The organism is Nostoc sp. XA010, assembly GCF_020829625.1.
Lineage (GTDB): Bacteria > Cyanobacteriota > Cyanobacteriia > Cyanobacteriales > Nostocaceae > Nostoc.
Window position 1 is genome coordinate 291,901 of sequence record NZ_JAIVFX010000003.1, and the last position, 25,850, is coordinate 317,750.

27 protein-coding genes are annotated in these 25,850 nt (G+C 39.8%); 13 read left to right on the plus strand and 14 right to left on the minus strand.

Going from position 1 to position 25,850, the window contains the following annotated elements; genetic code table 11:
* Nucleotides 1–2 precede the first annotated feature (2 nt).
* The 3 genes from LC608_RS06730 (at nucleotide 3) to LC608_RS06735 (ending at nucleotide 1,978) form a co-directional block, all read left to right on the plus strand.
* Nucleotides 3–230, plus strand: coding sequence for a type II toxin-antitoxin system Phd/YefM family antitoxin (locus LC608_RS06730; RefSeq protein ID WP_229552787.1), 228 nt, complete (start codon nucleotides 3–5; stop codon nucleotides 228–230).
* Nucleotides 231–363: 133 nt separating this feature from the next.
* Nucleotides 364–612, plus strand: coding sequence for a type II toxin-antitoxin system VapC family toxin (locus tag LC608_RS37480; protein ID WP_374108379.1), 249 nt, complete (start codon nucleotides 364–366; stop codon nucleotides 610–612).
* A 91-nt stretch (nucleotides 613–703) separates the two neighbouring features.
* Nucleotides 704–1,978: a ribulose bisphosphate carboxylase small subunit gene (locus LC608_RS06735; protein WP_229552788.1), complete on the plus strand. Its 1,275-nt coding sequence runs from the start codon at nucleotides 704–706 to the stop codon at nucleotides 1,976–1,978.
* Between the two features lie 405 nt (nucleotides 1,979–2,383).
* Here LC608_RS06735 and LC608_RS06740 read toward each other — a convergent pair whose 3' ends face one another.
* Nucleotides 2,384–2,680, minus strand: a complete 297-nt coding sequence (locus tag LC608_RS06740) for a hypothetical protein (protein WP_229552789.1) — start codon at nucleotides 2,678–2,680, stop codon at nucleotides 2,384–2,386.
* 28 nt (nucleotides 2,681–2,708) lie between these two features.
* Nucleotides 2,709–3,176: a VOC family protein gene (locus tag LC608_RS06745; protein WP_229552790.1), complete on the minus strand. Its 468-nt coding sequence runs from the start codon at nucleotides 3,174–3,176 to the stop codon at nucleotides 2,709–2,711.
* 76 nt (nucleotides 3,177–3,252) lie between these two features.
* Here LC608_RS06745 and LC608_RS06750 point away from each other — a divergent pair, with 76 nt between their 5' ends.
* A complete protein-coding gene (locus LC608_RS06750; protein ID WP_229552791.1) occupies nucleotides 3,253–3,726 on the plus strand; it encodes a DUF4385 domain-containing protein in 474 nt (157 codons plus the stop codon).
* A 45-nt stretch (nucleotides 3,727–3,771) separates the two neighbouring features.
* Entirely contained in the window at nucleotides 3,772–3,957 is a 186-nt protein-coding gene (locus LC608_RS06755) for a hypothetical protein (RefSeq protein WP_229552792.1), read from the plus strand.
* Nucleotides 3,958–4,228: 271 nt separating this feature from the next.
* Here LC608_RS06755 and LC608_RS06760 read toward each other — a convergent pair whose 3' ends face one another.
* From LC608_RS06760 to LC608_RS06770, 3 genes are all read right to left on the minus strand, one after another.
* Nucleotides 4,229–5,248, minus strand: coding sequence for an aldo/keto reductase (locus LC608_RS06760; protein WP_229552793.1), 1,020 nt, complete (start codon nucleotides 5,246–5,248; stop codon nucleotides 4,229–4,231).
* Nucleotides 5,249–5,620: 372 nt separating this feature from the next.
* Nucleotides 5,621–5,956: a cytochrome c6 PetJ gene (gene petJ / locus LC608_RS06765; protein ID WP_229552794.1), complete on the minus strand. Its 336-nt coding sequence runs from the start codon at nucleotides 5,954–5,956 to the stop codon at nucleotides 5,621–5,623.
* 55 nt (nucleotides 5,957–6,011) lie between these two features.
* Complete coding sequence (locus tag LC608_RS06770) at nucleotides 6,012–6,236, minus strand: hypothetical protein (protein ID WP_229552795.1); 225 nt, start codon at nucleotides 6,234–6,236, stop codon at nucleotides 6,012–6,014.
* A gap of 188 nt (nucleotides 6,237–6,424) precedes the next feature.
* On the opposite strand from LC608_RS06770, the gene LC608_RS06775 reads away from it, so the two are divergent.
* Nucleotides 6,425–7,225: a histidine kinase gene (locus tag LC608_RS06775; protein WP_229552796.1), complete on the plus strand. Its 801-nt coding sequence runs from the start codon at nucleotides 6,425–6,427 to the stop codon at nucleotides 7,223–7,225.
* A gap of 387 nt (nucleotides 7,226–7,612) precedes the next feature.
* Here LC608_RS06775 and LC608_RS06780 read toward each other — a convergent pair whose 3' ends face one another.
* From LC608_RS06780 to LC608_RS06795, 4 genes are all read right to left on the minus strand, one after another.
* Nucleotides 7,613–7,804, minus strand: a complete 192-nt coding sequence (locus tag LC608_RS06780) for a YqaE/Pmp3 family membrane protein (protein WP_094353212.1) — start codon at nucleotides 7,802–7,804, stop codon at nucleotides 7,613–7,615.
* 133 nt (nucleotides 7,805–7,937) lie between these two features.
* On the minus strand, nucleotides 7,938–8,333 hold the full coding sequence (locus tag LC608_RS06785; protein ID WP_229552797.1) for a phage holin family protein: 396 nt from the start codon (nucleotides 8,331–8,333) through the stop codon (nucleotides 7,938–7,940).
* Nucleotides 8,334–8,609: 276 nt separating this feature from the next.
* On the minus strand, nucleotides 8,610–8,951 hold the full coding sequence (locus tag LC608_RS06790; protein ID WP_229552798.1) for a 2Fe-2S iron-sulfur cluster-binding protein: 342 nt from the start codon (nucleotides 8,949–8,951) through the stop codon (nucleotides 8,610–8,612).
* Nucleotides 8,952–8,964: 13 nt separating this feature from the next.
* Nucleotides 8,965–11,124, minus strand: coding sequence for a Tex family protein (locus tag LC608_RS06795; RefSeq protein WP_229552799.1), 2,160 nt, complete (start codon nucleotides 11,122–11,124; stop codon nucleotides 8,965–8,967).
* A gap of 537 nt (nucleotides 11,125–11,661) precedes the next feature.
* Here LC608_RS06795 and LC608_RS06800 point away from each other — a divergent pair.
* From LC608_RS06800 to LC608_RS06830, 7 genes are all read left to right on the plus strand, one after another.
* Nucleotides 11,662–11,916, plus strand: coding sequence for a hypothetical protein (locus tag LC608_RS06800; RefSeq protein WP_229552800.1), 255 nt, complete (start codon nucleotides 11,662–11,664; stop codon nucleotides 11,914–11,916).
* A gap of 1,789 nt (nucleotides 11,917–13,705) precedes the next feature.
* Complete coding sequence (locus LC608_RS06805) at nucleotides 13,706–14,119, plus strand: EamA family transporter (protein WP_229552801.1); 414 nt, start codon at nucleotides 13,706–13,708, stop codon at nucleotides 14,117–14,119.
* 3 nt (nucleotides 14,120–14,122) lie between these two features.
* Nucleotides 14,123–14,479 carry an EamA family transporter gene (locus LC608_RS06810; RefSeq protein ID WP_229552802.1) on the plus strand — a complete coding sequence of 119 codons (357 nt, stop codon included), beginning with the start codon at nucleotides 14,123–14,125 and terminating at the stop codon, nucleotides 14,477–14,479.
* Nucleotides 14,480–14,570: 91 nt separating this feature from the next.
* Complete coding sequence (locus LC608_RS06815; RefSeq protein ID WP_229552803.1) at nucleotides 14,571–15,875, plus strand: NAD(P)/FAD-dependent oxidoreductase; 1,305 nt, start codon at nucleotides 14,571–14,573, stop codon at nucleotides 15,873–15,875.
* A 39-nt stretch (nucleotides 15,876–15,914) separates the two neighbouring features.
* Nucleotides 15,915–16,742 carry a glycosyltransferase family 2 protein gene (locus LC608_RS06820; protein ID WP_229552804.1) on the plus strand — a complete coding sequence of 276 codons (828 nt, stop codon included), beginning with the start codon at nucleotides 15,915–15,917 and terminating at the stop codon, nucleotides 16,740–16,742.
* 266 nt (nucleotides 16,743–17,008) lie between these two features.
* Nucleotides 17,009–18,481 (plus strand): TldD/PmbA family protein, encoded by a 1,473-nt coding sequence (locus tag LC608_RS06825; RefSeq protein ID WP_229552805.1) that lies wholly within the window; start codon nucleotides 17,009–17,011, stop codon nucleotides 18,479–18,481.
* 244 nt (nucleotides 18,482–18,725) lie between these two features.
* Nucleotides 18,726–20,066, plus strand: a complete 1,341-nt coding sequence (locus LC608_RS06830) for a TldD/PmbA family protein (RefSeq protein ID WP_229552806.1) — start codon at nucleotides 18,726–18,728, stop codon at nucleotides 20,064–20,066.
* 70 nt (nucleotides 20,067–20,136) lie between these two features.
* Here LC608_RS06830 and LC608_RS06835 read toward each other — a convergent pair whose 3' ends face one another.
* The 5 genes from LC608_RS06835 to mgtE form a co-directional block, all read right to left on the minus strand.
* A complete protein-coding gene (locus tag LC608_RS06835) occupies nucleotides 20,137–20,577 on the minus strand; it encodes a pentapeptide repeat-containing protein (RefSeq protein WP_229552807.1) in 441 nt (146 codons plus the stop codon).
* Nucleotides 20,578–20,779: 202 nt separating this feature from the next.
* Nucleotides 20,780–21,772, minus strand: a complete 993-nt coding sequence (locus LC608_RS06840) for a pentapeptide repeat-containing protein (RefSeq protein ID WP_229552808.1) — start codon at nucleotides 21,770–21,772, stop codon at nucleotides 20,780–20,782.
* A 71-nt stretch (nucleotides 21,773–21,843) separates the two neighbouring features.
* On the minus strand, nucleotides 21,844–22,734 hold the full coding sequence (locus LC608_RS06845) for a hypothetical protein (protein ID WP_229552809.1): 891 nt from the start codon (nucleotides 22,732–22,734) through the stop codon (nucleotides 21,844–21,846).
* A 543-nt stretch (nucleotides 22,735–23,277) separates the two neighbouring features.
* Nucleotides 23,278–24,330: an aspartate carbamoyltransferase catalytic subunit gene (locus LC608_RS06850; RefSeq protein WP_229552810.1), complete on the minus strand. Its 1,053-nt coding sequence runs from the start codon at nucleotides 24,328–24,330 to the stop codon at nucleotides 23,278–23,280.
* A gap of 73 nt (nucleotides 24,331–24,403) precedes the next feature.
* Nucleotides 24,404–25,756, minus strand: a complete 1,353-nt coding sequence (mgtE, locus tag LC608_RS06855) for a magnesium transporter (protein WP_229552811.1) — start codon at nucleotides 25,754–25,756, stop codon at nucleotides 24,404–24,406.
* Between the last annotated feature and the right edge of the window lie 94 nt (nucleotides 25,757–25,850).

Consider the following 25,850-nt stretch of genomic DNA (forward strand, 5'->3'; position numbering starts at 1 on the left):
CTATGCAGCAAATTACTCTAGCTGAAGCATCTCAAAATTTACCCGACTTAATTGAAGCAGCACTCAGTGGTGAGGAAATTATTATTATCAAAGATAATCAACCTTTGGTGAAATTAACTCCTGTGTCGCCACTTAAACAACGCCGTCAACCTGGAAGCGCAAAAGGTTTAATTACAATATCTGATGACTTTGATGCACCACTCGAAGAGTTTAAGGAATATATGGAATGAGATTACTGCTGGATACACATACTTTTATTTGGTATGTGACTGATAATTCAAGACTTAGTAATCAAGTAGTAGAGTAATCAATGATGAGAATAATGAAATTTTACTAAGTATAGCTAGTCTATGGGAAATAGCTATTAAGCAGAATTTAGGAAAGCTTAGTTTCAATCAGCCATTTGAGATATTCATCACACAGCAACTCAACCTCAACGATTTTAGTTTACTCGATATCAAAATTAGCCACGTTACTGTTGTTGCTACACTACTCTTACATCATCGCGATCCATTCGGCCGAATTTTAATTGCACAAGCACTCGCAGAAAATATACTTATACTGAGTGCTGATAAAATTTTTGATGCATATCTAATAAAACGTGTGTGGTAGGTAGCGTTGCTTTTCTACCAAAAGATAAATAAACAGTCATCACCAAAAAAACTTAACATTACTTTAAGCAGTGCTAGGCAAAAATAATTTTATGGGTTACTACATCGCTCCCCGCTTTCTGGACAAACTGGCTGTCCACATCACCAAAAACTTTCTAAAGCTTCCTGGCGTCCGAGTCCCAGTGATTTTAGGTATCCACGGACGCAAAGGAGAAGGCAAAACATTTCAATGTCAATTAGTCTTCGAGAAAATGGGTATCGAAGTGACTAACATTTCTGGCGGCGAATTGGAAAGTCCAGATGCAGGAGATCCAGCGCGGTTGATTCGGCTGCGCTATCGGGAAACAGCAGAACTAATCAAAGTACGTGGCAAAATGTGTGTACTGATGATTAACGATTTAGATGCGGGGGCTGGACGCTTCGATGAAGGCACTCAATATACTGTAAATACACAGTTGGTGAATGCCACACTGATGAATATTGCTGATAATCCTACAGATGTACAATTACCTGGAAGCTATGATTCCACGCCTTTACATCGTGTACCGATTATTGTCACAGGTAATGATTTTTCCACCCTCTATGCACCGTTAATTCGGGATGGACGGATGGAGAAATTCTACTGGGAACCAGACAGAGACGACAAGGTGGGAATTGTCAAAGGGATTTTTGAACCGGATGGACTGTCACAAAAGGAAGTTGAACAGCTAGTTGATACATTTGTCAACCAGTCCATTGACTTTTTTAGCGCTTTGCGATCGCGCATTTATGACGAACAAATCCGCAACTACATCCATCAAGTAGGTTTTGAGCAAGTATCCTTGAGTATCGTTAACAGCGTTGAAGGGCCACCAGAATTTAAAAAGCCAGATTTCAGGCTGTCTCACTTAATCGAGTCTGGTAACTTCCTCGTTGGTGAACAAAAACGGGTGGAAAATTCCCATTTGGTTGATGATTACAACCGACTCAATCGAGGTAGAAATTCTCAATCTGCACAACCTACTGCTGTAACACCAATTAATCAGCCGTCAAGCAATGGTGCAACTCAAGAAGCAAAAACTAATGGATTCCAGAAGCACGAAGCATCGAGTCCACATTTGACCCTAGATACACAAGCTCAAATTAGGCAATTATTATCTCAAGGTTACAAAATTAGCATTGAACACGTAGATGAACGCCGCTTCCGCACAGGTGCTTGGCAAACTTGTGTTCATAGCCACATTGATGCAGAATCTGATGCCATCTCAAATTTGGAATCAACTTTGACAGAATATAGCGGTGAATACGTGCGCTTGGTAGGTATTGATCCAAAGGCCAAGCGCCGGGTGGTGGAGACGATTATTCAACGGCCGAATGGAAAAAATTAGTCATTAGTCATTGGTAAAAGAAAGTGGGCGGAAAAACAAATGACTATGAGCTATAGTCATTTTCAATCCGGTGAGGTACAGGTATACAAATAGAACTAATCCCCTTCCCGCCTTGGGAAGAGGGTTAGGTCTGTATTGAACTCAACCCAGAAGCGCTATATAGCGCTTTTTTGACGAATTTGACGCTCCTAGGTCGCTCTAAGCGTACTCCTACGGAGAAGCAAGCTACGCGGTAGCGTCTGTCTGCGACACGCTACGCGAACGTAGAGAAGCCATGCCGTTGGCGGAGCCTCTCGTAGAGAAGGCTTTACGCTGCGCTAAGGTAATTCGTAATTCCCGATAGAAGACAGGCATTTACTGTGGACTATTAATTAGGAATTATTCGGTTACAGCAATTTTTTGGCATTAGTCTATTTTTTTGGGAATGAGACTGGCGCTTTTTGTTACACTATCCCAAACAATCCAGCTAATAGAATTATCTAAATCATCGGGGCTATTGGAAACTTTAAAATATAGCTTTTCTATACCTTTTGTTTCAATAGCAAAGTCGGCATTTTGAGCATAAACGACTATAAAACCTTTATCTCGCAAACAATACATTGCCCAGCCTTTCAATGATTGCTTGTATGGTTCGTGTGGAATTGGTGGTTTTGTAATTGTGTCTTGAATTAGTTTAAATATTTGCGTGATTTTCGCGGTCATAGTAGATACTTTTGTTATTACCCTTAAGTTAACTAGCTTCTGGATCGCAACGAATTTCAATCATAAAACCATCTGGATCGTAAAAATACACACCTCTACCAGTAGGACGAGTCACTGGGCCATGTGCGATCGCTATTTTATTTTCTCTGATCACTGTCACCGCGCGATCAAATAACTGCGGATCGATGTCAAAAGCTAAATGGTACGCTCTGGTAAAAGTCTTCTCTGGGTCTGGATTTGGTGGTGATAATTCTGGTTCCCCAAATAAATCCAGGATTGTACCATCCGGGGTGATGAAGTTGGCTACTTTCCCAGATGCTACAAGTTCCACCAGGGTTGCGGGTACTTCGTCGCCTGTGAGTTCATGCAAACCCAGGATAGTGCCATAAAAGTAGCGCGAGGCTTGCATATCCTGGACGTTGAGGGCAATGTGATGCACTTTACGCAGATTTCCTGGCGCAAGGACACTGTTCACGGATTGGGTGCTAGATAGCATAATAGAACAAAATCTCAATACTTAGATAGAAGTTGAACTTTGTTTTAAAGTTTATTATTCCTAATAAAAATCTATCATGGCTTTTGATTATTCTTTAGACTTTAAAAATATTGATTTTCGCCAACATCCTGAACTCTATCGTGTTGGGAAGGGTGAGCAGGGTGTACTTTTGGTTGAACCATACAAGTCAGAAATTCTTCCTTACTGGCGGTTCAAAACTCCTGATATTGCTAGAGAGTCAAGTGAAAAAATCTACGAAATGTTTCTTGATTATTTAGAGAAAGATGATTTTATTGGCGCGGATATGGCACGAAAGTTTATCCAAATGGGCTATACTCGCTCTCGCCGTTATGCTAATCATAAAAGTGGCAGGAAGTATAAACAAAATTCTGAAACTTCAGATTCCAAAAAAGAAATTCTTCCCTATGAAGTAGACTTAGTGAAAGCGGAATCAGCAGCAATATTTAAAGTCAAGTGGGTAGAAGCAAAGACAAATGAGAAATATCAACAGCTTTTAGCCAAGCATAAGCAGATGTATGAGCTAGAGTAAAACATTATTAACTTTCAATTGAGCGGCTTTCAGAAAGTGTGTTACGTGAATGAACCTTTTAGCTTCGTGAATGAACCTCTGAGCTTCGTCGATGAACCTTTTAGCTTCGTGAATGAACCTCTGAGCTTCGTCGATGAACCTTTTAGCTTCGTGAATGAACCTCTGAGCTTCGTCGATGAACCTTTTAGCTTCGTGAATGAACCTCTGAGCTTCGTCGAGATGAGCTTTTGAGCTTTGCGAATGAACCTTGGGGAGTAATTGCAGAATCTTGTCACTCACATTGTGGCTTACGAAAACGCTTGTTCAGCTAGAATTTTATCGTGATTTACTGACGTATCTTTAAATCCACTTCCCTTGGATGCAGGAGTTAGGCGTAAACCTTGCTTTTGTGGAGGTAAATTAGGCAAAGTTTAGCGGCATGGTTTGGAGGGGTAGATTGCACAATAACCTTCACCGTATTATCAGTAAATTCAATCGTCAACAAAGCCAACGCCTTATATAGTTATCGGCGATATTCGTCGCCGCAATCGCCGATTAGCTGGTACAAGTCTCGTGATTGGCGAGATACAGCATTGATGCGATCGCGATCGTCAGCATCTAAACTAAAACTAAATACTTTGGCGTTATCTTCTATATGTTCAGATACACCAAGTTTTGCACCAACTATCACACCGCCCACAGTTGGCTGATCTAAAATGTAACGCACTGCCACGTTAGAAATGCTTACCCCATGCTTATTAGCAATTTCCTTTAGAATAGCCAGCAACTCTTGAAATAATCGCCAACCACCCCAAGCATCGATCATATTTTTATATTTTTTCAAACTAGCAGTGGATAAATCAAAACCTTGCGGTTCCGGTTTTCCCAAATAGTTTTCTGATAACAAACCGCCGCACACTGTACCGTAAGTAAAAAGCTTTATGTCATGCTGTTGACAAAACTGCACCATATTAACTTCGGGACGACGGTCAACCAGGGAAAATTGCACTTGGTTAGAAACAATTTTGATACCTGCTTCGGTAATCAGCTTCAAGTTTTCTGTGTCAAAATTAGTTAAACCAAGATGCTTAATTTTACCCTCAGTCTGAAGTTCTGCCATATATTTGAGAGCATCCAGGTAATTTTTATCCTGATATTCCCACCAGTGGAATTGCATCAAATCTAACGATTGTACATTCATCCTTCTCAAGGAAATATCAATATTTTCCTCAACGAGTTTTTTCGTCATTTTGCCAGGACGAGGCACCCATTTTGTAAAAGCTTGTACCTGAGATAAAGCATCTTTACCACGAGTGTCAATTAGTTGACAGCGAAACTCACCAATAAAGTCTTCTGCGGGGCCATAGTGGTCTGCTAAATCCCAAGTGGTAAAGCCTGCATCTACATATTTGAACATAGTCTCAATAGCGGCTTGGGGATTGATCTGTCCGTGTCCGCCGGAGACTTGCCACATCCCATTTAAGATCCGGCAAATGTTTAAATCAGGAGTGAATTGGAGACGGCTAGCTGCGGGTAAGTTCATTTTCAAGTTTAGGAGTGAGAAGAGACGCAATTAATCGCGTCTGTACAGGAGTGAGAAGAACGAAGAATTAGCGAGTTCGTAAGCATCTTATTAGAGGATGTTTGAAAAGTATTTTTGGTAACATTTAAGCTCTCGGAAAGCTAAACCCCCGCGCCTTCTTTCCTACAAAATAATGGGGGTTTCAAAGCCTCACGACCTTTAGGCAAGAGGAATGGAAGCGGGGTTTTGAGTATCCTTTACAACTTTTCAAACAACCTCTTACAACATTCTTAGACTTTATACTTTTTTAAGAACCATTTATAACAGCGATAATCAATAACTCTTAAATCTTAACCCTTAATTCCTAACTTTGAACTCCTAACTCCTAACTTTCTAACGCCAATCTTTTTCAGCTTGTTCGAGAACGTAAGCAGCAACATCTTGAATTTGCTGTTCAGTGAGGCGTTCTTTGTAGGCTGACATATTATTTTTACCATTGGTAACTATAGATGTAACTGCCTCTATTGAATCCATACCATACTTTTTCAGCGCTTGCTTTTTGAGATTTTTACCTCGCCTGATGATGTTGCTGCCGTTGATATGACAACCAGCACAATGAACACTAAATATTTGTTCACCGTTAACTGTGTCTGCTGCACTAGCAGGTAAAGTAAAAGTGCTTATCAATAACAAAAACGTTACTAATACTAATGTAAGTAATCTTTTCAATTAACTTCTCCTAATTTGGACATATTGGTTGCAGAGATTAGTGTCATAACCAATACTACAAGGATTCAAAGTCAGTTGTAAATCCAGCAAAATTTGCACAATCTTCTTGAAATGCTTCGGCATCGCTAACATCTTCAATTTTATAAGACATGATGCGCGTCCCATCTGGCATTTTTTTGGAACCAATCAATTCACCTTGATATTTATCTGCGATCGCTTTAAATTCAGTACCATAAAGCTTCCAGGCATCGGCTGAACAAGTAATATTTACTCGCCACATATTTGCATCTCAATTACTACTAACAATTAATCATCTCACGAATGGGCAACATGCTACACATCACCTCCTTAGGGTTATTATTTTCTATCTAAAGGAAGTGCCGAGCCTTCTCAGACTACGCCATAATGTGGGTATGGGAACATGTCTAGAAAATATTATCCAAAATAGTTAAACCCTAAGAGTTGAAAATGTCTAACAATATCAAACAACAAATTCAAGCAGACCTGCAACAAGCTAAAGAAACTGGACAATTAAGAACTGAGCGGATTCGGGAAATTGTAAAATCCGCAGTTTCTCAAGTAGGTTCTGAGTTTAAAGAAGGCTCTAGTGACCTTCGTAACCTTGTTAAAGATGCTGTTTCTGCTGTAATTGAAAACTTCCAAGAAAAAGGTGGCGAACTCAAAGATGAAGTGACAGCTTCCATTGAAGGAGCGCTGGAAGGGATTAATAGCAAAAGACACGAAAGCATTGCTAAAACTCAGACAGATATAAAACGGCTACAGGCTCAACTAGATGGTGAAGAAGAACAACTTCAGCAAGAGGTTGATGTAATTTTGGCAGAGATTGAAGAGACGGGTAAGGAAAAACCTGCTAGTACCAAAACTGCAATTAATTCTGCTGTCAATGCCCTTAAAGATAGTGAAGAAGCAGGATTGTTAAAGAAACGTTACGCACAACTGCAAGCGCAGCTAGCCATTGTCCGAGCTAACTTAGCTGCACGCTATGGCGGACGTAATATGGAAGTTCAAGATTATCTAGACGAAGCTAAACACTGGTACGATAAAGCTCGTCCTCAAGCAGAATCTATGGCTGTGCAGGTAGGAGAGAAGCGATCGCAGCTTGAAGATAAACTGGGTGAAGCTGGTACATCTCTAGCGAGAAAAGAGCGCCAAATCAAACAAACGTTAAGGGAATTACTCTTAACGGCGGCTGACTTGTTTAAAGATAAGGAACCTGCAAATAAAGAGCGGGATACTATTCATAAATAGACTAGACTGCTTTTCACAAAACTCTGATACATATAGAATTTTAGTAGGGACACAGCATTGTCGTGTCCCTACTAACGTATTTGTAAATTATTAAAGACTCAGCTTTCGTAGGGTGTGTTTGCCAAAGCCTAACGCATCGCTTGATAAGCTGAAAAATATCTAAATTACTATAATCGTAGGACTATCGTTATAGCGCTTCTCCACAAGGCTGAGGTACAATTTTGACCTCTCTCCTTTTAGGGGAGAGGCTTTGAATTAATCCCCCTTCCCGCTTCGGTAAGGGGCTTAGGTCTTATAACTTCTAATTCTACTAGAAACTAAAATGGTGCGTTACGGCTTAAACCATAACGCACCCCACTCAAGATTCCCTAAAATTCATCTTGCGTATTAGTAAATATTTCCTTCTCTATTGAGTTGTTCATCATGCTTGGCAATAACCCAAATTGCATGAATACTACCGGGTAGCCAACCTAGAACTGTGAGCAAGATGTTAATAAAGAGAGTTGGGCCAACTCCAACTGTCAGGAAAACGCCTAAAGGAGGCACTAATAAACCTAGAAGAAAACGAACTAATTTCATGATTTTGCTTGCTGTATTTTTGTGATTTTCTTTAATTACATTCTGCTGAAGATACCGAATTAGGAAATCCACCTTCGGATATTTATTTGGAGTAGAGATGTGAGAAAACTGGTATTTCTACTCTTTATAATACTTATCTAGAAGGTAATTCACCTTGGGCTTTTTCGCCACTGCCGGTTAACAGGTTTTTTTCAACAAAGTAGTTGTTAATGAAGGTGTTAGCAAAGGTTAGGATCACTGGCCCAAGAAGGAAACCAATAATTCCGCGAACTGCGAACCCAGGAACTAGCACTGCTGCTAACCAGAAACACAAACCGTTGACGACGAGCGAAAATGCTCCAAATGATAGAAAGTTAAGTGGTAGAGAAAGAGCAGACAAAACTGGTTTAACTGAACCGTTAATTAGACCAATTACTAAAGCAGCAATCATAGCTGCGGGAAAGTTAGCAATATTAACGCCTGGAACAACTAAATCAACAATCAACAGGCTTAAAGCTGTAGCTAGGGCGGTTAATAATGGTGTTAACATTTTTCTTACCTAATCACTAAAGATTTTTTGTAACTTCTTATCTACATCTTCAACTATCTGCGAGGTTTTAACCTCTCTTGCAAGATAGAATTTGCTTCTACCGTTAGGCCGATCATTAAGAAAAAGATAGCGCTTTGAATACTACGTAAGTTTTACTTAAAAAAGCACTCCAGGGTAGGTTGGGTTGAGGAATGAAACCCAACATTTTCACCGATTTGTCGGGTTTCACTACCTTTAACCCAACCTACAAATCTTCTTAACGGATTAGTATGTCAATCACTTAGATTTTCCAGACTCAGGCTGATAGTAAAGAGCTGATTTATACAAGATTTGTTCTTGATGGGTTTCTAAAGTGCAATTAGACAAAGGGTAAGTTACACAAGTAACAACATAACCAGCCTGTACTTCACTTGGGCGCAAAAATTTTTGCTCACTTTGATCAACTTCACCGCTAATGAGTTTGGCGACACAGGCAGAACATTCGCCTTGTTTGCACCCTGATGGTAGGCGAATACCAGCATCTTCTGCCATATCCAGAATATATTGATCGTCTGGTACTGGAATAGTGCGATCTAATCCAAGTGTAGTATTAATGAATTGAACTTGATAAACTGCCATCTGCTGTTTGTAATTATTGTTTAACTGCTTTCATCGACAAACTAATCCGCTTGAGTTTCTCGTTGATTTCTAGCACCTGCACTTTGACTACTTGTCCGACTTTGACAACTTTTTTGGGATCGTCTACAAATCTATCAGCCAGTTGGGATATATGCACCAAGCCATCTTGATGGACGCCGATATCAACGAAAGCGCCGAAGTTGGCGACATTTGTGATCATTCCTTCCAGTTCCATTCCCACCTTTAAGTCCCTGATTTCCTTAATTCCTTCTTTGAAGGTGGCATACTTAAATTCTGCACGGGGATCTCTACCTGGTTTTTCTAGTTCGCCGAGGATGTCGCGCAGTGTGGGTTCGCCGACGCTATCGGTAACATATTTCTTCAAGTTGGTCTTTTTAAGTTTTTCGGCAATTTGTGTCACCTGATTTAATGGCACATTTAGATCAGATGCGATCGCTTCTACTAGAGAATAACTTTCTGGATGCACTGCTGTATTATCCAATGGGTTATCACCGCCGCGAATCCGCAGAAAACCCGCCGCTTGTTCAAAAGCCTTTGGCCCCAGCTTCGGAACTTTCAAAAGTTGTCGGCGATTTTTAAAGGCTCCATTCTGGTTACGATAGGCGACAACGTTATTGGCAACTGTTGCCGTAATCCCAGAGACGGAAGTCAGAAGTTCTTTAGAGGCCATGTTCAAGTCTACGCCGACGTAGTTAACGCAGCTTTCTACAGTCTCATCCAATTTCTTTTTCAGCAACTTCTGATCGACATCGTGCTGATACTGTCCCACACCAATAGATTTGGGATCGATTTTCACCAGTTCCGCCAAAGGGTCTTGCAAACGGCGGCCAATGCTAATCGCACCGCGCACGGTAATATCTAAATCGGGAAACTCTTCTAGCGCCACAGTACTGGCAGAATATATAGATGCGCCAGATTCATTCACCATCACCTTAACTGGTTTGCGTTCTATAGTTTCCAATACTTGTATGACAAACTCCTCTGTCTCGCGGGACGCTGTACCGTTACCAATGGCGATTAACTCAATCTTGTATTTTTCAATCAGATTTTTGACAGTTTGTGCAGCTTTAGCGCGTTGTTCAGCCGCTTGGTGAGGAAAAACCGCTTGGTATTCCAAAAATTTCCCCGTTTGGTCGAGGACAGCAACTTTACACCCAGTCCTAAATCCAGGGTCTATCGCCAAGGTGGGTTTCATTCCTGCTGGTGCAGATAGCAGCAACTCTCGCAGATTAGTTTCAAACGTCTTGATTGATTCCATATCTGCATATACTTTAATCTCAGAAATTACCTCTCCCATTAGAGAGACTTTCATCAAACGATTGAATGCATCCTTCAACATCGTTTGATAAAAATCCCGAATTGTCCGAACTTTGGTTTTAATTTCTTTCGACTCAAGATAGTAAAGTACCGTATCTTCATCAAAAGCAATTTCAAAGCTTAATACTTTCTCCGTTTCACCCCGACACAACGCCAGCATATTGTGGGGTGCAATATTTTTTACCTTAATTTGATAGTTACGGTACATCTCAAATTTGGTTGTACCTTCGGGATAATCATCTTTGATACGGGAGACAAATACCCCTTCTTCTAGCAGAAAATCGCGGATATATGCCCGTAATTCAGCTTTCTCAGCCACTTCTTCCGCTAAAATATCAGCAGCACCTTTGAGTGCTTCTTCTGCTGTTTTTACCCCCTTGGCTTCAGAAATATACTTAGCCGCTTCTTCTTCCAGAGAAGCCGTTGCAGCATTTTTTACATTTAGCAACTTGATAAATTCCGCCAGTGGTTCGAGTCCTTTTTCTCTGGCGATAGTGGCGCGGGTGCGTCGTTTTGGGCGATAGGGTAAGTATAAATCCTCAAGTTCGGTTTTTTGTAAGCAGGATGAGATTTTGGCTTTGAGTTCATCTGTGAGTTTACCTTGTTGGGCGATCGCACTTAAAATCACAGATTTTCGTTCTTCCAGTTCTGTTAGATAAGTATATCGATCAGCCAGTTCACGTAGTTGCACTTCATTCATCTCATCGGTGCGCTCTTTACGATAACGTGCAATAAAGGGAATCGTTGCACCCTCCGCCAAAAGTTCCAGCGCGTTTTGCACCTGATGGGGTTTGAGGTTTATTTCACTTGCCAGTAATTGAGGAATGTTCAGCATTGAGTGTTTAAAATGAAAAAATGAAAATGCTACTTCTAAAGGTAATATGCTAAATCCTTATCCTGCCGCAAGGCCAAAGTTTTAAGCTAATTTACCAGATGATTACTCACAAAAGTGCAATTAGCTAAATAGACAAAACCCACCTTCGCAAGTTTTAAAGGGTTCCAATCTGCGTGGTTAAACAATACTTTGTATAGCATAGCGCAGCTATACTGAGTCGGGATGTCACCAGAAGGAATTTTGCACTCCTCACCAAGCTACGTCTAGCGTCTGGTAAGCTACTGTTAAAAGGAGTTTGGCTCACCATCGACTACAGAAAAAGGAGTTATTAGCCAAGGTTTTGGGCGCTGCTTCTGTCGCAAGAATTATTCCAATTTGTGTAAGATACGACGTTGCGTAATCTTGATTTTCTATAATATTTATTTCAATGGGCTGTTGTAGCTAAAACCTCATTGGATGTAAAATTAACCACAATTCCAAAAAACAATTTCAGTTTGTTTTATAAGCACAACAACTTATAGTTCAGAAGTTAGTAAAATGGCTTTGTTCTTTTTGATACCACTGTGTACGGCTTTAGCCACTGGCTACTTCTTTAAAAAGAGTAATGATGAACTTGCATATATTGCAGGTGTATTTGCAGCTATTAGCTTGATTTTCAGTTTAGTATTAGCACCCTGGCAGATTCAGTTTGGATTGTTAATCATTGTCTTAATTATTACCAACAGACTTTTGCAGGAAAATGAGTCAAAACAAACTCAAAGCAAAAGACAACAATTTAGACAAACTAAATAAGATCGGTTCTTCATTACATATTGCTAAATATGCTCCACAAAAACCATGAAACCCTTGCTAGCCAATAAAAATTGACATTATATACTAACGTTTTAGGCGTTTAGGATTGATTTTGGTTTTTGACCTTGATTTTTAAGCCAAGTTTTGATGTTTAACTAATAATTTGGCATAAAAGGTAGTGAAGAACCATAAAGTTTGATAAGAGAATTCAGAAATAGAGTCCTCCGGCTTACTTAGTGTCTAAGTCAACCTTTGACTAAGTTTTGTCTGAGATATCTGAATTTGAAGATTTTCATGGATAAATAAAAAACGATTCAGACTATCGGCTAGCATATATGATCCTTGATACATTAAGTATCTGGTTATACTAAAAAACACTTATTTACACTATTGTTCAAGTTTCAATTCTGCTTTATTAAACTCTTAACTTTGCACTTTTATTAGCTATAAAGTGGTACATGAATGTACAAATTATTAAAAATAGAGATTTCTCAAGAGGAAAGTCTAGATTTTATAAAGTTTTTGTTTAAGTATATTTTCGTAAAATGAATTTTTGATGAAGTGTGGCGATAAATTTGCAACATTGTTTTCTCGTGGTATTCTAGTAAGTAAGTATATGTAAAAATTAATTTTGAGATAAAGCTCCTAGTTAAAATTACATATAGTTAAGAACAATCAAACAACAGTAATACTTAAGATAATGTAAAAACATTTTAAACCCACTTAACTCAACATAAGTAAGCTGCGAGTTGATTACCAAACGCTAGTTTACATTAACCCTTAATGTCGTCAAAAACTCCATTTTGACATTCAATAAAATTCCCAAAAAATCTGTCAAGCAAATCACTGTAGAGTTATCTCTCAATGGTTTTGGCTCTCAGGCAGATTTCTGTTATCCATTGTGTTCCAATGTCCAAAAAGAACACCTATGCACGCTCAATTTGAGTACAAATTTTTATGAATCGGCTTAGTCTCCAGCCGAAATTGCAGATATGTCTGTGAGCCTAGATAAATTCTATGGTATGTCATAAAACTAATAAACACTTCCTGGAGAGAATTAAAAACATTTATCAAACCAGCTTAGTTTTGATGCACAAGTTAATTGCTTGAGAAGTTGAGTAGTGTCTTCAACTAGGTTTCTATAGCAGGATACAACTGATGAAAGTTAATGAATGAATTAATCAAAAATTGCGGAAATCCATTATTATTCGCTTAACTCCATCTGTTGAACATGGGGGACGAATCCGAGTTCAGCATAAGCGATGTCTGACTGCTAAATTTTGTTAACACATTTGTGGCAGAGCACTCAATATTCGCTATATATGCATTCACGATGACGTAGATATTGCGATCGCCTACGGCGGGCGGATACGCCATCGCACTAAAACTAGTCTGGAAACATAGCTGGCTGATACGGAAGACATCTGCAATTCATAATTGGGCAAAGCCTAAACCGATTGCGCCAATTGTCAAGCAATTAAACTGTTATGTCTGCGAGTGTAACTCAGTAAGCAAATTTAGCATATTCTACTCCGATAATATCTGGTCTTGCCAAAATACAGCAACCGTCCTCCAAGCTGCATAGTATCTACTTGCTAACTCTTAGACATGAGCTTCTATGATCATTTTGATATCAATCCCTTCAAGATAACCTTCCTAATTTTGTTGTCTATTTACTGAAGTGTAAATTCAATTGTAAATAAGGTATGAGCGAAATCTGAAACTTTTAAAACGATAGATTGTTTACTGTCCGGTTCATACTTAATATCTCGATTAAGGCAAATGTACTATGAAATCTATCTCGCAAAGTTCAAACGTTAAAATAATTCCTTATATTATATTGTTTGTTAGTATCTTATTTAGTATTTCTGGTCAATTGCTTATGAAGCATACGATGAGCCATACAAATGAGGGACTATTTAATTGGGTATTTATTCAAAAATTAGTATTAGCTATTAGTATTTATTGCTTGGGGGTAGTAAATTGGATATTAGCTCTGCGATCTGTAAAATTGAGTATTGCTTATCCACTAACTAGTTTAAATTACGTCGGTATATTTTTCGGCTCATACTACTTTTTTAATGAAGAGATTACACTAACTAGAATAGCAGGAGTAATCACTATTTTCGTGGGTGTTCTTTTAGTAGTTATCCCCTTGAAAAAATCTACATCAATGTACAGCAAATCTCATCAAGAAGATTGAAAAATGAACATCACTACTTGGCTAGTCTTAATGCTTGTGGTTTTATTCGGAACAACAGCTAACCTATCACTAAAGTATGGACTTCACCTTTCTAGCCATACTAAAGGAGCAAGCGCATCTATCCAAAATTTGTTATTGTCTCGTTATTTTTGGATTTGGTTTGTTTGTTATACATTTATGACTATATTGTGGCTTTATGTATTGCGGACAATTCCTCTGAGCCAAGCATTTCCAGTTTTAGGATTAATGTATGCATTTGTACCAATTGCTTCTCACTATCTTCTAAAAGAGCGGGTTGTATTTAGCCAGTGGTTAGGAATTTCCATTATTATAACTGGTGTAGTTCTTGTTGTAAATTAATAGCTAAAAAGTAGATAGCAAGGCTATTAATACTAAACTTCTTTGAAAATATAATTTCAAAATCATCATTACAAAAATCTAAGTTAAATTTATGAATATAGGCATCATTGGTGGAGGTATAACTGGGCTAGTATTAGCCCAACGTCTTTCAAATCAAGGACATAAGGTAACTGTTTTTGACAGTAACAAGCAGCTTGGTGGACTTACCACTTATCATGATTATGGGTTGTTTACCTGGGATAGATTTTATCACGTTATCCTCCCTTCTGATACTCATTTAATAAATTTTCTCAGAGATATTGGTCTTGGAGATAAGCTGCGTTGGCATCGAAGTTTAACAGGCTTCTACGATAATCAAAAATTTTATTCTATCAGTAACTCTATAGAATTTCTCCGCTTTCCTTTGTTCGGACTTATAGGTAAAATCAGATTAGCTTTCACTTTATTGTATGGTTCACGCCTTAATAACTGGCGGCGCTTAGAGAAGATATTAGTTGAAGATTGGCTCTTGAAACTTGGTGGTAAAAGCACATACGAAAAACTCTGGAAACCCTTGCTTCTATCCAAACTAGGAGAGAACTATAAGCGAATATCAGCAGTTTTTATCTGGGCTTATATTAAACGGTTATTTTCAGCGCGAGATTCTTCATTAAATAAAGAACAACTTGGTTATGTTTCAGGCGGTTACAAAACTGTTTTTGACCATATAGAAAAATTAATTTACGCAGCTGGGGGTCATATCCACACAGGTGTTGCGGTGGAATATATTGCACCTCATCCAGAGGGGGGAATGTGGGTAGAATATCAGGGCAAAAAGGAACATTTTGATAAAGTCATCTTTACTGGTCCAGTTAATATTTTGCAACAGGTTGCTGCCAAAGAACTGGTGAAAGTTTCAGAGACCGGTGAAACAGTAGAATACCTCGGCGTAATCTGCATGGTACTTATTACTCGCAAGGCTCTAGTTCCTTATTACGTAGTAAATATTGCCGATAGGAATGTTCCCTTTACTGGAGTCATCGGTATGAGTAACCTAGTTTCTTTGCAAGAGACAGCCGGATATCACATGACATTCCTACCAAAATATATCCTTTCCACTGACCCGTTGTTAAAACAGCCAGATGATCAATTGCGCCAAGTATTTTTCCAGGGTATACGTTTGATGTTCCCAGAACTCAAAGCAGATGATATTGTCGCGGCACACATTAATCGAGCTATTAAAGTACAGCCACTACAAGTTTTAAATTATTCTAGCCTTGTTCCAAAAGTGAGTACTGAAAACGATGATTTTTTCGTTGTCAATACCTCGCAATTGGTCAATGATAGCGTCAATAACAACGCAGTCGTCCGACAGGTTGATGAATTTCTCAAGAAATCAACATTACTGAATTCTTGAGATTAGAGAATAATCTTTTGAAAATTACACGAGGTACTTATGAGTCTTTTTGTTCTTTTACCCGCATACAATGAGCAAGAATCAATTCGCCCCTTGTTCAAAAAGTTTCAGGTATTGCAGCAAATATCTAATATGGATATCCGGCTGATTCTTGTTGATGATGGTAGCAAGGATGCAACTGCTCAGACTGCTTTAAATGAATCTCAATCGTTAGGGATATCACTGAAATTAGTCCAACATCCCAAAAATGCTGGTTTAGGTCAAGCAATTAAAACAGGTTTCACAACTTTCTTAGAAATTTCTAAAGAAGGTGATTTTTTAGCCGCGATGGATTGCGATAACACTCAACCACCAGAACTATTAATCAAGATGTATGAGACGATGATAGCTGGTAGCTATGATATTGCGATCGCATCTAGATATCGAAAAGGCTCCAAAGTCATAGGCTTATCAAAATTTAGAGAGGTGATGAGCTACGGAGCAAGCTGGCTTTTTAGAATTGCAGCCCATGTACCAGGTGTAAGAGATTACACTTGTGGTTACAGACTGTATAACCGTACTTTCGTCAGCAAACTAGATATCTATTATGGCGAGAGTTTATTCACTGAAAGTGGATTTGCTTGCATGATAGATTTATTGCTGAAAGCCAAACCGCTCAAACCAAAAATCGTAGAAATTCCAATGGTTTTGAGATATGACGAAAAGCCGAGTGCCAGCAAAATGAAAATTATTAAAACTATTACTCGAACTTTAAAGCTATTGTTTAAGAATTTAACATCGCCAGCGCCAACTGCTGCTAATGTAGGTCAGACTTTCAATCAGCAAGAAACAGCGAGAATTCCACTGAAAATAACAAATCGTAAATAAACCTGAGAAGGAATAGGCTCTTACCAAGAATTAACTGGATGGGAAATAGTAATTTATCAACGGTATCATTCCATCCAGTATTGTATCGCTCTCCAAAGGACGTTACTTAAATATTTCACTCACGCTTAAGAGAGGAAAGTAAATTTCCAAGGTGAGGAAACCCCTACTACTTAATTGCCAACTCTGACTTTCACTGATTTGTTAGACTGAACACACCGGGATTTTTCAGTCAAATCTCTGAACTACGCCAGCAGACGAGGCTACCCATGCTTACAAGTACGCTACTTCTCTCGAATCAACTTCCCACCCTACAATATTCCTCCACACCAGAGCGTTTCGATGAAACCTGGGAAGCCCCCCTGGCTACCCTCCTGGGACTAGGACGCGCCGCAGGTGCTGACTTCATCGAATTATTTTTAGAACGTCGCAACTATATTAGTTCTCTTGCAGAAGACGACTCCATCACTAGTATTTCACCCAGTCTGTCTACAGGCGCGGGAGTCAGAGTATTTCGTGGCAAAGCTGATTGCTACGTCAGCACCAATGACCTTTCGTTTTCCGGTTTGAAAGCAGCTTTAGAAAAAGGTCTTTCTATCCTGGGATTGCAACTACCCACTGCTAAAGCTTTCATCCCAGAAATCAACCTAGAATTATTGAGAGATTACGCCACCAAAAGAGGCAAAGATGCCTGGCTACCAGTGTGTAGCTCCATCCGAGAAATGGGAGAAGTCCTCCTTGATGGTACTGCCAACCTGAAGCAAAAAGCTAGCCACGTCCAATCGCGCCGTGCTACCTATTTCCGGGATTGGCAAGAAGTTTTAATCGCCGCCAGTGACGGCACTTTTGCCCGTGACATTCGCCTCACTCAGTCAGTAGGATTTAACCTGTTGTGTGCTGATGGTGCTAATCGTGCTTCCATCGGTGAACGCGCTGGTAACACTAGTGATGCCAACTTCTTGAGGACTTGGGATTCTCAACAAGCCGCCGAAAAAATAGCAGAATCTGCTGGCAAAATGCTCTACGCCGATTACGTAGAATCAGGTACTTACCCGATTATTATGGCCAATCACTTTGGCGGCGTAATTTTTCACGAAGCTTGCGGACACCTGCTAGAAACCACCCAAATTGAACGCAATACCACACCCTTTGCTGACAAAAAAGGCGAAAAAATTGCCCACGAAAGTTTGACAGCCTGGGATGAAGGGCGTTCTGAAAATGCCTTCGGGACAATTGACATGGATGACGAAGGTATGCCTGCTCAAAGAACCTTATTAATTGAAAAAGGCGTTCTCAAAAACTTCTTAGCAGATAGAACAGGTTCTGCACGCACCGGACACCCCAGAACTGGAAGTGGACGCCGCCAAAATTATACCTTTGCTGCTGCTAGCCGGATGCGTAATACTTATATTGATTCTGGCGAATATAGCATTGATGATTTATTTACCTCTGTTGATAAAGGTATTTACTGTAAAAAGATGGGTGGCGGAAGCGTTGGTGCTACAGGTCAATTCAACTTTAGTGTTGATGAAGCTTATTTGATTGAAAATGGCAAAATCACTAAACCGCTAAAGGGAGCAATTCTAATTGGTGAAGCTAAAGAAATTATGAATAAAATTTCTATGTGTTCCCAAGATTTGGAAATTGCACCAGGTTTTTGTGGTTCCGTCAGTGGCAGTATTTACACCACAGTAGGGCAACCCCACATTAAGGTTGATTCTATTACCGTCGGTGGAAGATAATAATTTTGGATTTTGGATTGTGAATGATTAGGATATTACGTCAATAAAAAGCTACGAGACAAATATAAGTCATAAGCTAAACCACATCTAGCGTAATACTCTGTTGTAGGGTGGGCGTCTCGCCCGCCCAAAAAATACAAGCAAATTTTCTGGGGAAAAGCTTAACATCCAAAATCCAAAATCTAATATCCAAAATAAAATTGCTTCCAATCAAAAATCTAAAATTCAAAATCCAAAATTGACTATGCCAAATATCAATGAGATTGCAAATTCCGCCAAGGACAATGCTGAGAAGCTTGGTATTAAGAAATTCGACATTTATGGCTCAACAGTAGATGATACTAGCGTGCAAGTAGACCAAGGTGAGCCAAAACAAGTCAAAGCTTCAAACCGCTCTGGTGTTACTGTTCGTGTCTGGAATGAAGATAATACGATGGGTGTCACCAGCACCACAGATGTAGACCCCAAAGGGCTGGAATTAGCTTTGAAAACTGCCTACGAAGCCAGTTTTTTTGGTGTTAAAGAAAATGTTCCTGATTTTAGTCCAGAAGCTACTGCTCCTATTGCAAATAAACCTCAAGATAAGACGCCCCAAGCACCTGTTGCTGCACTCATAGAGAGATTGCTAGTAGCTGAAAAAGAATTGCTTGCAGCTCATCCAGCAATTAAAGGTGTGCCTTATAATGGGTTATCGCAAAGAGATATTGACAGATTTTATCTTAATAGCGACGGTGCAGTGAGAACTGAATCTCACTCTTTAGCATCAGTTTATCTTTACAGCAAAACTGAGGAAGAAGGAAAAAAACCTCGAAGTGCAGGTGCTTTTAGAATCAACCATAATTTAGATAATCTAGACATCAATGGTTGCATCAAAGAAACCGCAGATAAAACTATCAGTCACTTGAATTATGAAAAAGTCAAAACTGGTAAATATCGGGTTGTTTTTTCACCGGAAGCTTTCTTAAGTCTGTTGGGTGGTTTTTCTAACTTATTCAACGCTCAAAGTATTTTGGACAACCAAAGCTTATCTACTGCTGATGATTTAGGTAAGGAAATTGCTTCTCCTCTACTTTCAGTGTTTGATGATGCACTTCACCCAGCTAACGTAGGCGCAGAAAGTTTTGATGGTGAAGGAACTCCTACTCGTCAGGTTTCGCTGATTGAAAATGGTGTTTTAAAAAGCTTTCTCCACAGTGCAGGCACTGCTAAAAGGTTCAATACCCAGCCAACAGGTAATGCCAGTATTGGTGCAAAGGTAAGCGTTAGTCCCAATTTCTATCACGTTTTTTCAACAGCAAATCCTGAAGAAGAGTTAAGTTTAGAAACTGCTGAAAATGTGATTTTTATCGATGATTTACAAGCTCTCCATGCTGGAGTTAAAGCTTTGCAAGGCTCCTTTTCTTTGCCGTTTGATGGTTGGCTAGTTAATAAGGGTGTGAGGACAAGTATTGAATCAGCAACTGTAGCTGGCGATTTCTTAGAAGTTCTGAAGTCAATTATCTATGTAGAGAAAGAGCCAGAGTTAACGCCAGGGGGAGTTTGCCCGAAAATCTGGGTTAATGAACTATCGATTACTGGTGAGTAAAAGTTAAAAAGTAGAGAGTTAGGAGTTGAATATAACTCTTAACTCATCACTTTTAAATCATTACTCACCATTAGTATTCACCACCAATGCTAATGGCAGTATTAAATACATCAGCTCCGCTTAAATCAATATTAGCCATAACAGCGCCATCTACGTCACTATTATATAAGCGGGAATTGCTCAAATTAACGTTGGTGAGATTGGCATTATTTAACATAGTATCGCTGACGAATGCTTTTGTGAGATTAGCAGACTTCAAATTTGCACCAGTTAAATCAGCACCTTCTAAGTTAGCACCTTCGAGATTAGCTCCTTTTAAATTTGCATTTCTCAGGTCAACACCTATCAGGTGAGCGCCTTTGAGGTTTGCTCCTGTTAAATTACATCCAGAACATTCTCTAGTTTCGAGCAAGCGCCGGACAGGGGCAGAGTTTTCTGCTTTGACGGAAAGGGGAGCAGCTAAAGATAGCGTGCTGAGTATGGCTGCTGCCGTCAAAAAAATTACTTTCATATTTACCTCCGACACTTCTAAAAGTCATTAAATTCTTGACTTCTACGATACCAGTATGCCAAGGTTACAAAATTCTGCCCTCATGCGATCGGAGTAATAGATAATTTCTATGAGAATAGGTATTGTACTGTAAGCTAGTCCGATCGGACTAATAGTAATATTCTTGGACTCAACTGCAACAATTGCAAACCGCTAGATATTTTTAGTCGTTAATTGTTCCATCAGGCATAACGGCACCACGCAAATCTGCACCAGTCAGATTTGCACTACTCATTTCTGCTCTGATTAAATTTGCTTTACTTAAATTAGCACCAGTCAAGTTTGTCCTAGCAAGATAGGCATCAACCAAGTCTGCTTCAGTGAGGTTAGCCCCACATAGGTTAGCGCGACTTAAATCAACTCTATTTAGCCTTGCAAAACTCAGGTTTACTCTACTCATTTGGCATCTAGTCAGTTTAGCATCTGCCATAATTGCACCGTACAAGTTAACACCTGTAAGTTCTGCATCAATGAGATTTGAGCGTTCTAGTCTAGCGTTCATCAGGTTAGCACCTTTCAAATTAGCACCCCCGATGTTAGTATCTGCCAGAGACGCATTATATAAAATAGCTTCACTCAGGTTGGCATCACTCAAATCGGCATAACGTAGCGTTGCCTCACTCAAGTTAGCACCACTCAAATCAACTTTAGATAAGTCTACACCAGTTAAATCAGCGCCCCGCAGGTCAGCCTTATGGAGGTTAGCACCCCGTAGACTAGCAGAGTACATTCTCTTTTCTTCTCTGAAGTTAGCACCACGCAGGCACGCACTAGTTAAATTTGCACCACTCAAATTTGCACCACGCAAATCGGCGTCCATCAAGTTACTATCTAACATATATGCCAAAGTTAAATTGGCATTACGCAAATCAGCACCCTGTAAAGTTGCACCATGTAAATTAGCATCATGCAAGTTGGCATCGATTAAACTTGCCTGATTTAGGTTCGCGCCACTTAGCTTGGTACAAACTAGATTTGCCTTATTCAGGATTCCCCGATTTAGATAGCTAAAAATTAGGATTGCATTAGACAAATCTGCCTTATTCAAATTTATACCAATCAAGTCTGCACCAAACAAATTTACGCTATTTAAGTTTGCTTCAAAAAATTTTGTTTCTCCATTTTCATATCGCTTAAGAAGTTCATTGGCATCCATATTTATTCTCCCTATCAATTACCACAATCGTTTCAGATTTCCCCAGGATTAATAATAGTCAAAAATTGCCATTATTCTTTGATAGGGGGTACTATAAATTGACAGGTATTATTGTCATCATTGAATGCCATTTTATGATAAGGATTAACCAATGTTTTCGTTTCTAGAGATGAATCGCTGTTAAACGGTTGATATCCGTTGGTACTGGATGATATATTGCCATATAGACCTCGCATAGATTGGATGATTGCACTAGCTGCTTGAATATTTTCATCCGGTTTACCTAGAGATATAACAACATTATTTAGTTTAGATTCAAGCTCTCTGATAGTTGGACAAGTATTAAATAATTTCAGCAATAAATCATCAAGTTTTTCAGCTTTCAGTTTCAACCAGTCTTCTTCATTGAAAGTAAATTTTTTGTAAAATACAGAAAATATAATTATTTTAGCCCTAAGTGGGTTAGTATACTTCATAATATTTTGCCGTAAATCAAACTGATTATATTGATGTTTGATTTGACTGTTTTGGGATTTATCTATAGGATTTGATGAGATTTGTCCAGAATTATAAAATGTCTGTTCCTCTTTACAAGGTTGATTTAATAATATTCCTGTTAATTCTTCTTGATGAGGTTGATTTAATAATATTCCTGTTGATTCATTAGATGTTATATATAACTTCTGCATCTCTTGAGAAATAACACTGGCGATTAGGGCGTATTCGGCTTGTTTATTGAGGGTTTTTACAATTTCAGATAAACTATAATTTAAGTTATTTATAGTTAGATTTAATCTGCATAACTCTTGAATTAATTCTTGTAGTTTAACTCGCTCTAGCGTATCTTCATCATTCTCCCAAATATTTCTACAAGCTGAGTATATTAATTTTTTAATCCGTTTTGAGTTTTCATGCTGTTCTAAATTTTTAGTTACTGCATCGAGGCTAGATATAGTTTTCATCGGCAAATCTCCGGCACAGGTATCAGGTAGTAATAAATGATAGAACTAGCTCTTTAAACGTAACTCGTAAAATCTCTTTTTCTCTGATTGCTCTCTGTGTTATAAGTGGTTAAAAGTTATTTATTTAACCGCCGAGGCATAGTAGAAAGTCTGAGGCAGGGGGAAACCTCCGTTGGTGCAGCCCGCCGCAAGCATCAGGCTTTATAAGGCAGAGAACACAGAGAAAAGAGATTTATATTATGTTCGCTTAATTACTTATTAAACCCGAAGAACCCCACCCCGGCAAAGCTACGCTTTGTCTCCCCTATCCGCAAGCGAGGAGGGGATTAAAGGCTAGCGTGCAACGGCTCTGGGAATCACAACTAATTATGCGGACATAATATTAGAGAGGAATTCACTTGCGAGAATTTCTACTTTCTTTAAAAGGGCTGGTCTTATGTTATACCCTTTTTATCTAGCTTGTGTAGTCATGTCAAACCACTTTGCCAACGGTTGCCTCAACAGCCGAATTCTGATGGTCATTGCCTGTGAGAGTTAAATTACTTAGACCTTACTGCTTCCTATCAAATACAACAGCGCCATACGAACGGCGACACCACTAGTAACTTGCGATTGTATGAGACTAAATTCTGGGTCATCCATCAACTCAGAACTGATTTCGACACCACGGTTAACTGGGCCTGGATGCAAAACTTTGACGTTAGGTTTACAAAGTTGTAACTTTGTACGGGTAATGCCAAATAGCTGATGATATTCTCGCAAACTTGGCAGTAAATGAGCCGTCATACGTTCCTTTTGCAGGCGCAAAGTCATTACAAAATCGGCATTTTGCAAAGCTGGTTCTAGTTGCCAGTGGAGAAATAGTTGGGGAGTGGGGAGTGGGCAGTCGGGAGTGGGAGATGAGGAGATAATAAACTGCTGATTCTTGACTCCTACCTCTTCCAAGATATACTCGGCAAATAATTTGGGTAAGAGGGTGGGTGGGGCTGCTAGATGTACTTCGGCACCACTGGCGATTAAACTCCAGATATTCGATCGCGCTACACGAGAATGGAGAATATCCCCAACAATGGCAATCTTTTTACCCTTTAAAAGTTCTAGTCGGGGACTAGCTGGATCAATTAGAGTAGTTATGGTAAATAAATCTAGCAGTGCTTGGGAAGGATGCTCATGTTGACCATCACCAGCATTGAGGACGCTAACTTTCACACCTAAACGATCCATTTCAGCCGCGATCGCATTCGGTACTCCTGCCTCTCGATGGCGGACTACCATAATATCAGTTCCCATTGCCAAATAGGTTTTCGCCGTGTCGAGAATTGTTTCTCCCTTAGTCATAGAAGATGTGGCTGCGGCGAAGTTCAGTGTATCTGCACTTAAGCGTTTTGCCGCGAGTTCAAAACTGCTACGAGTGCGAGTAGAGGATTCAAAAAATAAATTCGCTACCACTTGTCCCTGTAAGGTTGGTACTTTCTTCGTCCGCCGTGATAGCACCTCTTGAAAACTGGCAGCAGTTTGCAAAACAGTATTATATTCAGCCGCCGTAAAGTCAGCTAGGGAAAGAACGTGATGACGATTCCAGGTGGTAGTAGGCATAAAATTTGGAGAGTGGGGACTGGGCATTGGGGGAGATAAGGGAGAAATAATCAATGCCCAATGCCCAATTCTTTTACGTTGGTAAATGGAAAACGTTTAAAGCTAGAGAAATTAGGCTGAGGAACGTTAAAAACCCAATTGTATCTAGCATTGTAGTCACTAACGGGCCACTAACTAAAGCAGGGTCAAGCTTCAGCCGTGTCAAAGCCATTGGCAGTAAAGTACCGAGTGTAACAGCCACAATTGTATTAGTTGCCATTACCATGCCGGCAATTAAAGCTACCCATCGTTCTTGGGGGCGCGCCCAAATTAAGGAAAGCAGGATCATTGTTGTGGCTAAAGCTACGGCTGTACCTAAACCAGCGAGAAGTTCCTTGCGAAGAATTTTTAAGGTATCTTTAGGTGTTACCTCGCCTACCCCTAAGCCGCGAATTGTCACCGTTAATGATTGAATCCCAACAGTACCACCAGTGTTAGAAAAAATTGGCATGATGACTGCTAAAACTGGCACTGCGGCAATTACAGATTGAAAAGGTGCGATCGCACTGGCGGCACCAATATACATTGCCATAATCCCCAACAGCCAAGGTAAGCGGTTGCGGATGGTGAGTAAGGGAGAGGACAAAGCAGCTTCATCACCACTGACACCCGCCAGTTTTTGGATATCTTCTGTGGCTTCTTCTTGCAAAATATCCATGACATCATCAATGGTGACGATGCCAACCAATCTGTCTTCCCGATCAACTACGGGGATAGCGATTAAGTCGTAGCGCTGCATGATTCGCGCCACTTCTTCTTGGGGAGTTTCAGTTGTAACTTTGATGACGCGATCACTAGCAATATCTTTGATGAATACATCGGGAAAAGTAAACAACAATTGCCGCAGTGAAACTACTCTCACTAGCGTCCGGTTGTCATCTGTGACGTAAGCGTAGTAAATCGTCTCCTTATCTTCATCCTGACGGCGGATTTTGCTCAAGGCTTCACCTACAGTCAATCCTTGCCGTAACCGGACATATTCGGTTGTCATCACCCGCCCAGCCGTGCCTTCTGGATAGCCGAGAATCGTTGCTGTTGCTTGCCTTTCTTCTGGACTTAGTTGTTGTAATAGCCGTTTGATTACTCCAGCCGGTAGTTCATCAAACAATTCTGCCCGTTCGTCGGGACTCATCGCTTCTACAAGTTGCACTACCTGGACATCATGCAGAGAATTAATTAGTTCTTCCTGCACCTCTGTGGGCAGATATTCAAATACATCAATTGCCTGAGCTTTATTGAGTAAACGAAATGCGATCGCGCGTTGTTGTTCAGGCAATTGTGTAATGTAGTCTCCCACATCCACAGGTTGCAAGCGATTTAAATCCCATTTCAACTGGTTTAAATCGGTAGTATCAGTCAGCAAATCACGAATATCTTGTGTGAGCATGAGATATATCTCCTAAGTCTCCCCCTCGCTGGGAGACTTCCTCACCAGCTCAGAGGAGGTTGATACTGCCATCTGGTGGACTATTGCCCATAAA

Coding starts and splice junctions, on each gene's coding strand:
- LC608_RS06780 (WP_094353212.1), bottom strand. CDS start 7,804: ATGAAATTAGTTCGTTTTCTTCTAGGTTTATTAGTGCCTCCTTTAGGC.
- mgtE (WP_229552811.1), bottom strand. CDS start 25,756: ATGCTCACACAAGATATTCGTGATTTGCTGACTGATACTACCGATTTA.
- LC608_RS06795 (WP_229552799.1), bottom strand. CDS start 11,124: ATGCTGAACATTCCTCAATTACTGGCAAGTGAAATAAACCTCAAACCC.
- LC608_RS06730 (WP_229552787.1), top strand. CDS start 3: ATGCAGCAAATTACTCTAGCTGAAGCATCTCAAAATTTACCCGACTTA.
- LC608_RS06830 (WP_229552806.1), top strand. CDS start 18,726: ATGCCAAATATCAATGAGATTGCAAATTCCGCCAAGGACAATGCTGAG.
- LC608_RS06850 (WP_229552810.1), bottom strand. CDS start 24,330: ATGCCTACTACCACCTGGAATCGTCATCACGTTCTTTCCCTAGCTGAC.
- LC608_RS06775 (WP_229552796.1), top strand. CDS start 6,425: ATGTCTAACAATATCAAACAACAAATTCAAGCAGACCTGCAACAAGCT.
- LC608_RS06800 (WP_229552800.1), top strand. CDS start 11,662: ATGGCTTTGTTCTTTTTGATACCACTGTGTACGGCTTTAGCCACTGGC.
- LC608_RS06815 (WP_229552803.1), top strand. CDS start 14,571: ATGAATATAGGCATCATTGGTGGAGGTATAACTGGGCTAGTATTAGCC.
- LC608_RS06770 (WP_229552795.1), bottom strand. CDS start 6,236: ATGTGGCGAGTAAATATTACTTGTTCAGCCGATGCCTGGAAGCTTTAT.
- LC608_RS06785 (WP_229552797.1), bottom strand. CDS start 8,333: ATGTTAACACCATTATTAACCGCCCTAGCTACAGCTTTAAGCCTGTTG.
- LC608_RS06835 (WP_229552807.1), bottom strand. CDS start 20,577: ATGAAAGTAATTTTTTTGACGGCAGCAGCCATACTCAGCACGCTATCT.
- LC608_RS06845 (WP_229552809.1), bottom strand. CDS start 22,734: ATGAAAACTATATCTAGCCTCGATGCAGTAACTAAAAATTTAGAACAG.
- LC608_RS06750 (WP_229552791.1), top strand. CDS start 3,253: ATGGCTTTTGATTATTCTTTAGACTTTAAAAATATTGATTTTCGCCAA.
- LC608_RS06790 (WP_229552798.1), bottom strand. CDS start 8,951: ATGGCAGTTTATCAAGTTCAATTCATTAATACTACACTTGGATTAGAT.
- LC608_RS06760 (WP_229552793.1), bottom strand. CDS start 5,248: ATGAACTTACCCGCAGCTAGCCGTCTCCAATTCACTCCTGATTTAAAC.
- LC608_RS06820 (WP_229552804.1), top strand. CDS start 15,915: ATGAGTCTTTTTGTTCTTTTACCCGCATACAATGAGCAAGAATCAATT.
- LC608_RS06745 (WP_229552790.1), bottom strand. CDS start 3,176: ATGCTATCTAGCACCCAATCCGTGAACAGTGTCCTTGCGCCAGGAAAT.
- LC608_RS06810 (WP_229552802.1), top strand. CDS start 14,123: ATGAACATCACTACTTGGCTAGTCTTAATGCTTGTGGTTTTATTCGGA.
- LC608_RS06805 (WP_229552801.1), top strand. CDS start 13,706: ATGAAATCTATCTCGCAAAGTTCAAACGTTAAAATAATTCCTTATATT.
- LC608_RS06825 (WP_229552805.1), top strand. CDS start 17,009: ATGCTTACAAGTACGCTACTTCTCTCGAATCAACTTCCCACCCTACAA.
- LC608_RS06735 (WP_229552788.1), top strand. CDS start 704: ATGGGTTACTACATCGCTCCCCGCTTTCTGGACAAACTGGCTGTCCAC.
- LC608_RS06840 (WP_229552808.1), bottom strand. CDS start 21,772: ATGGATGCCAATGAACTTCTTAAGCGATATGAAAATGGAGAAACAAAA.
- LC608_RS06740 (WP_229552789.1), bottom strand. CDS start 2,680: ATGACCGCGAAAATCACGCAAATATTTAAACTAATTCAAGACACAATT.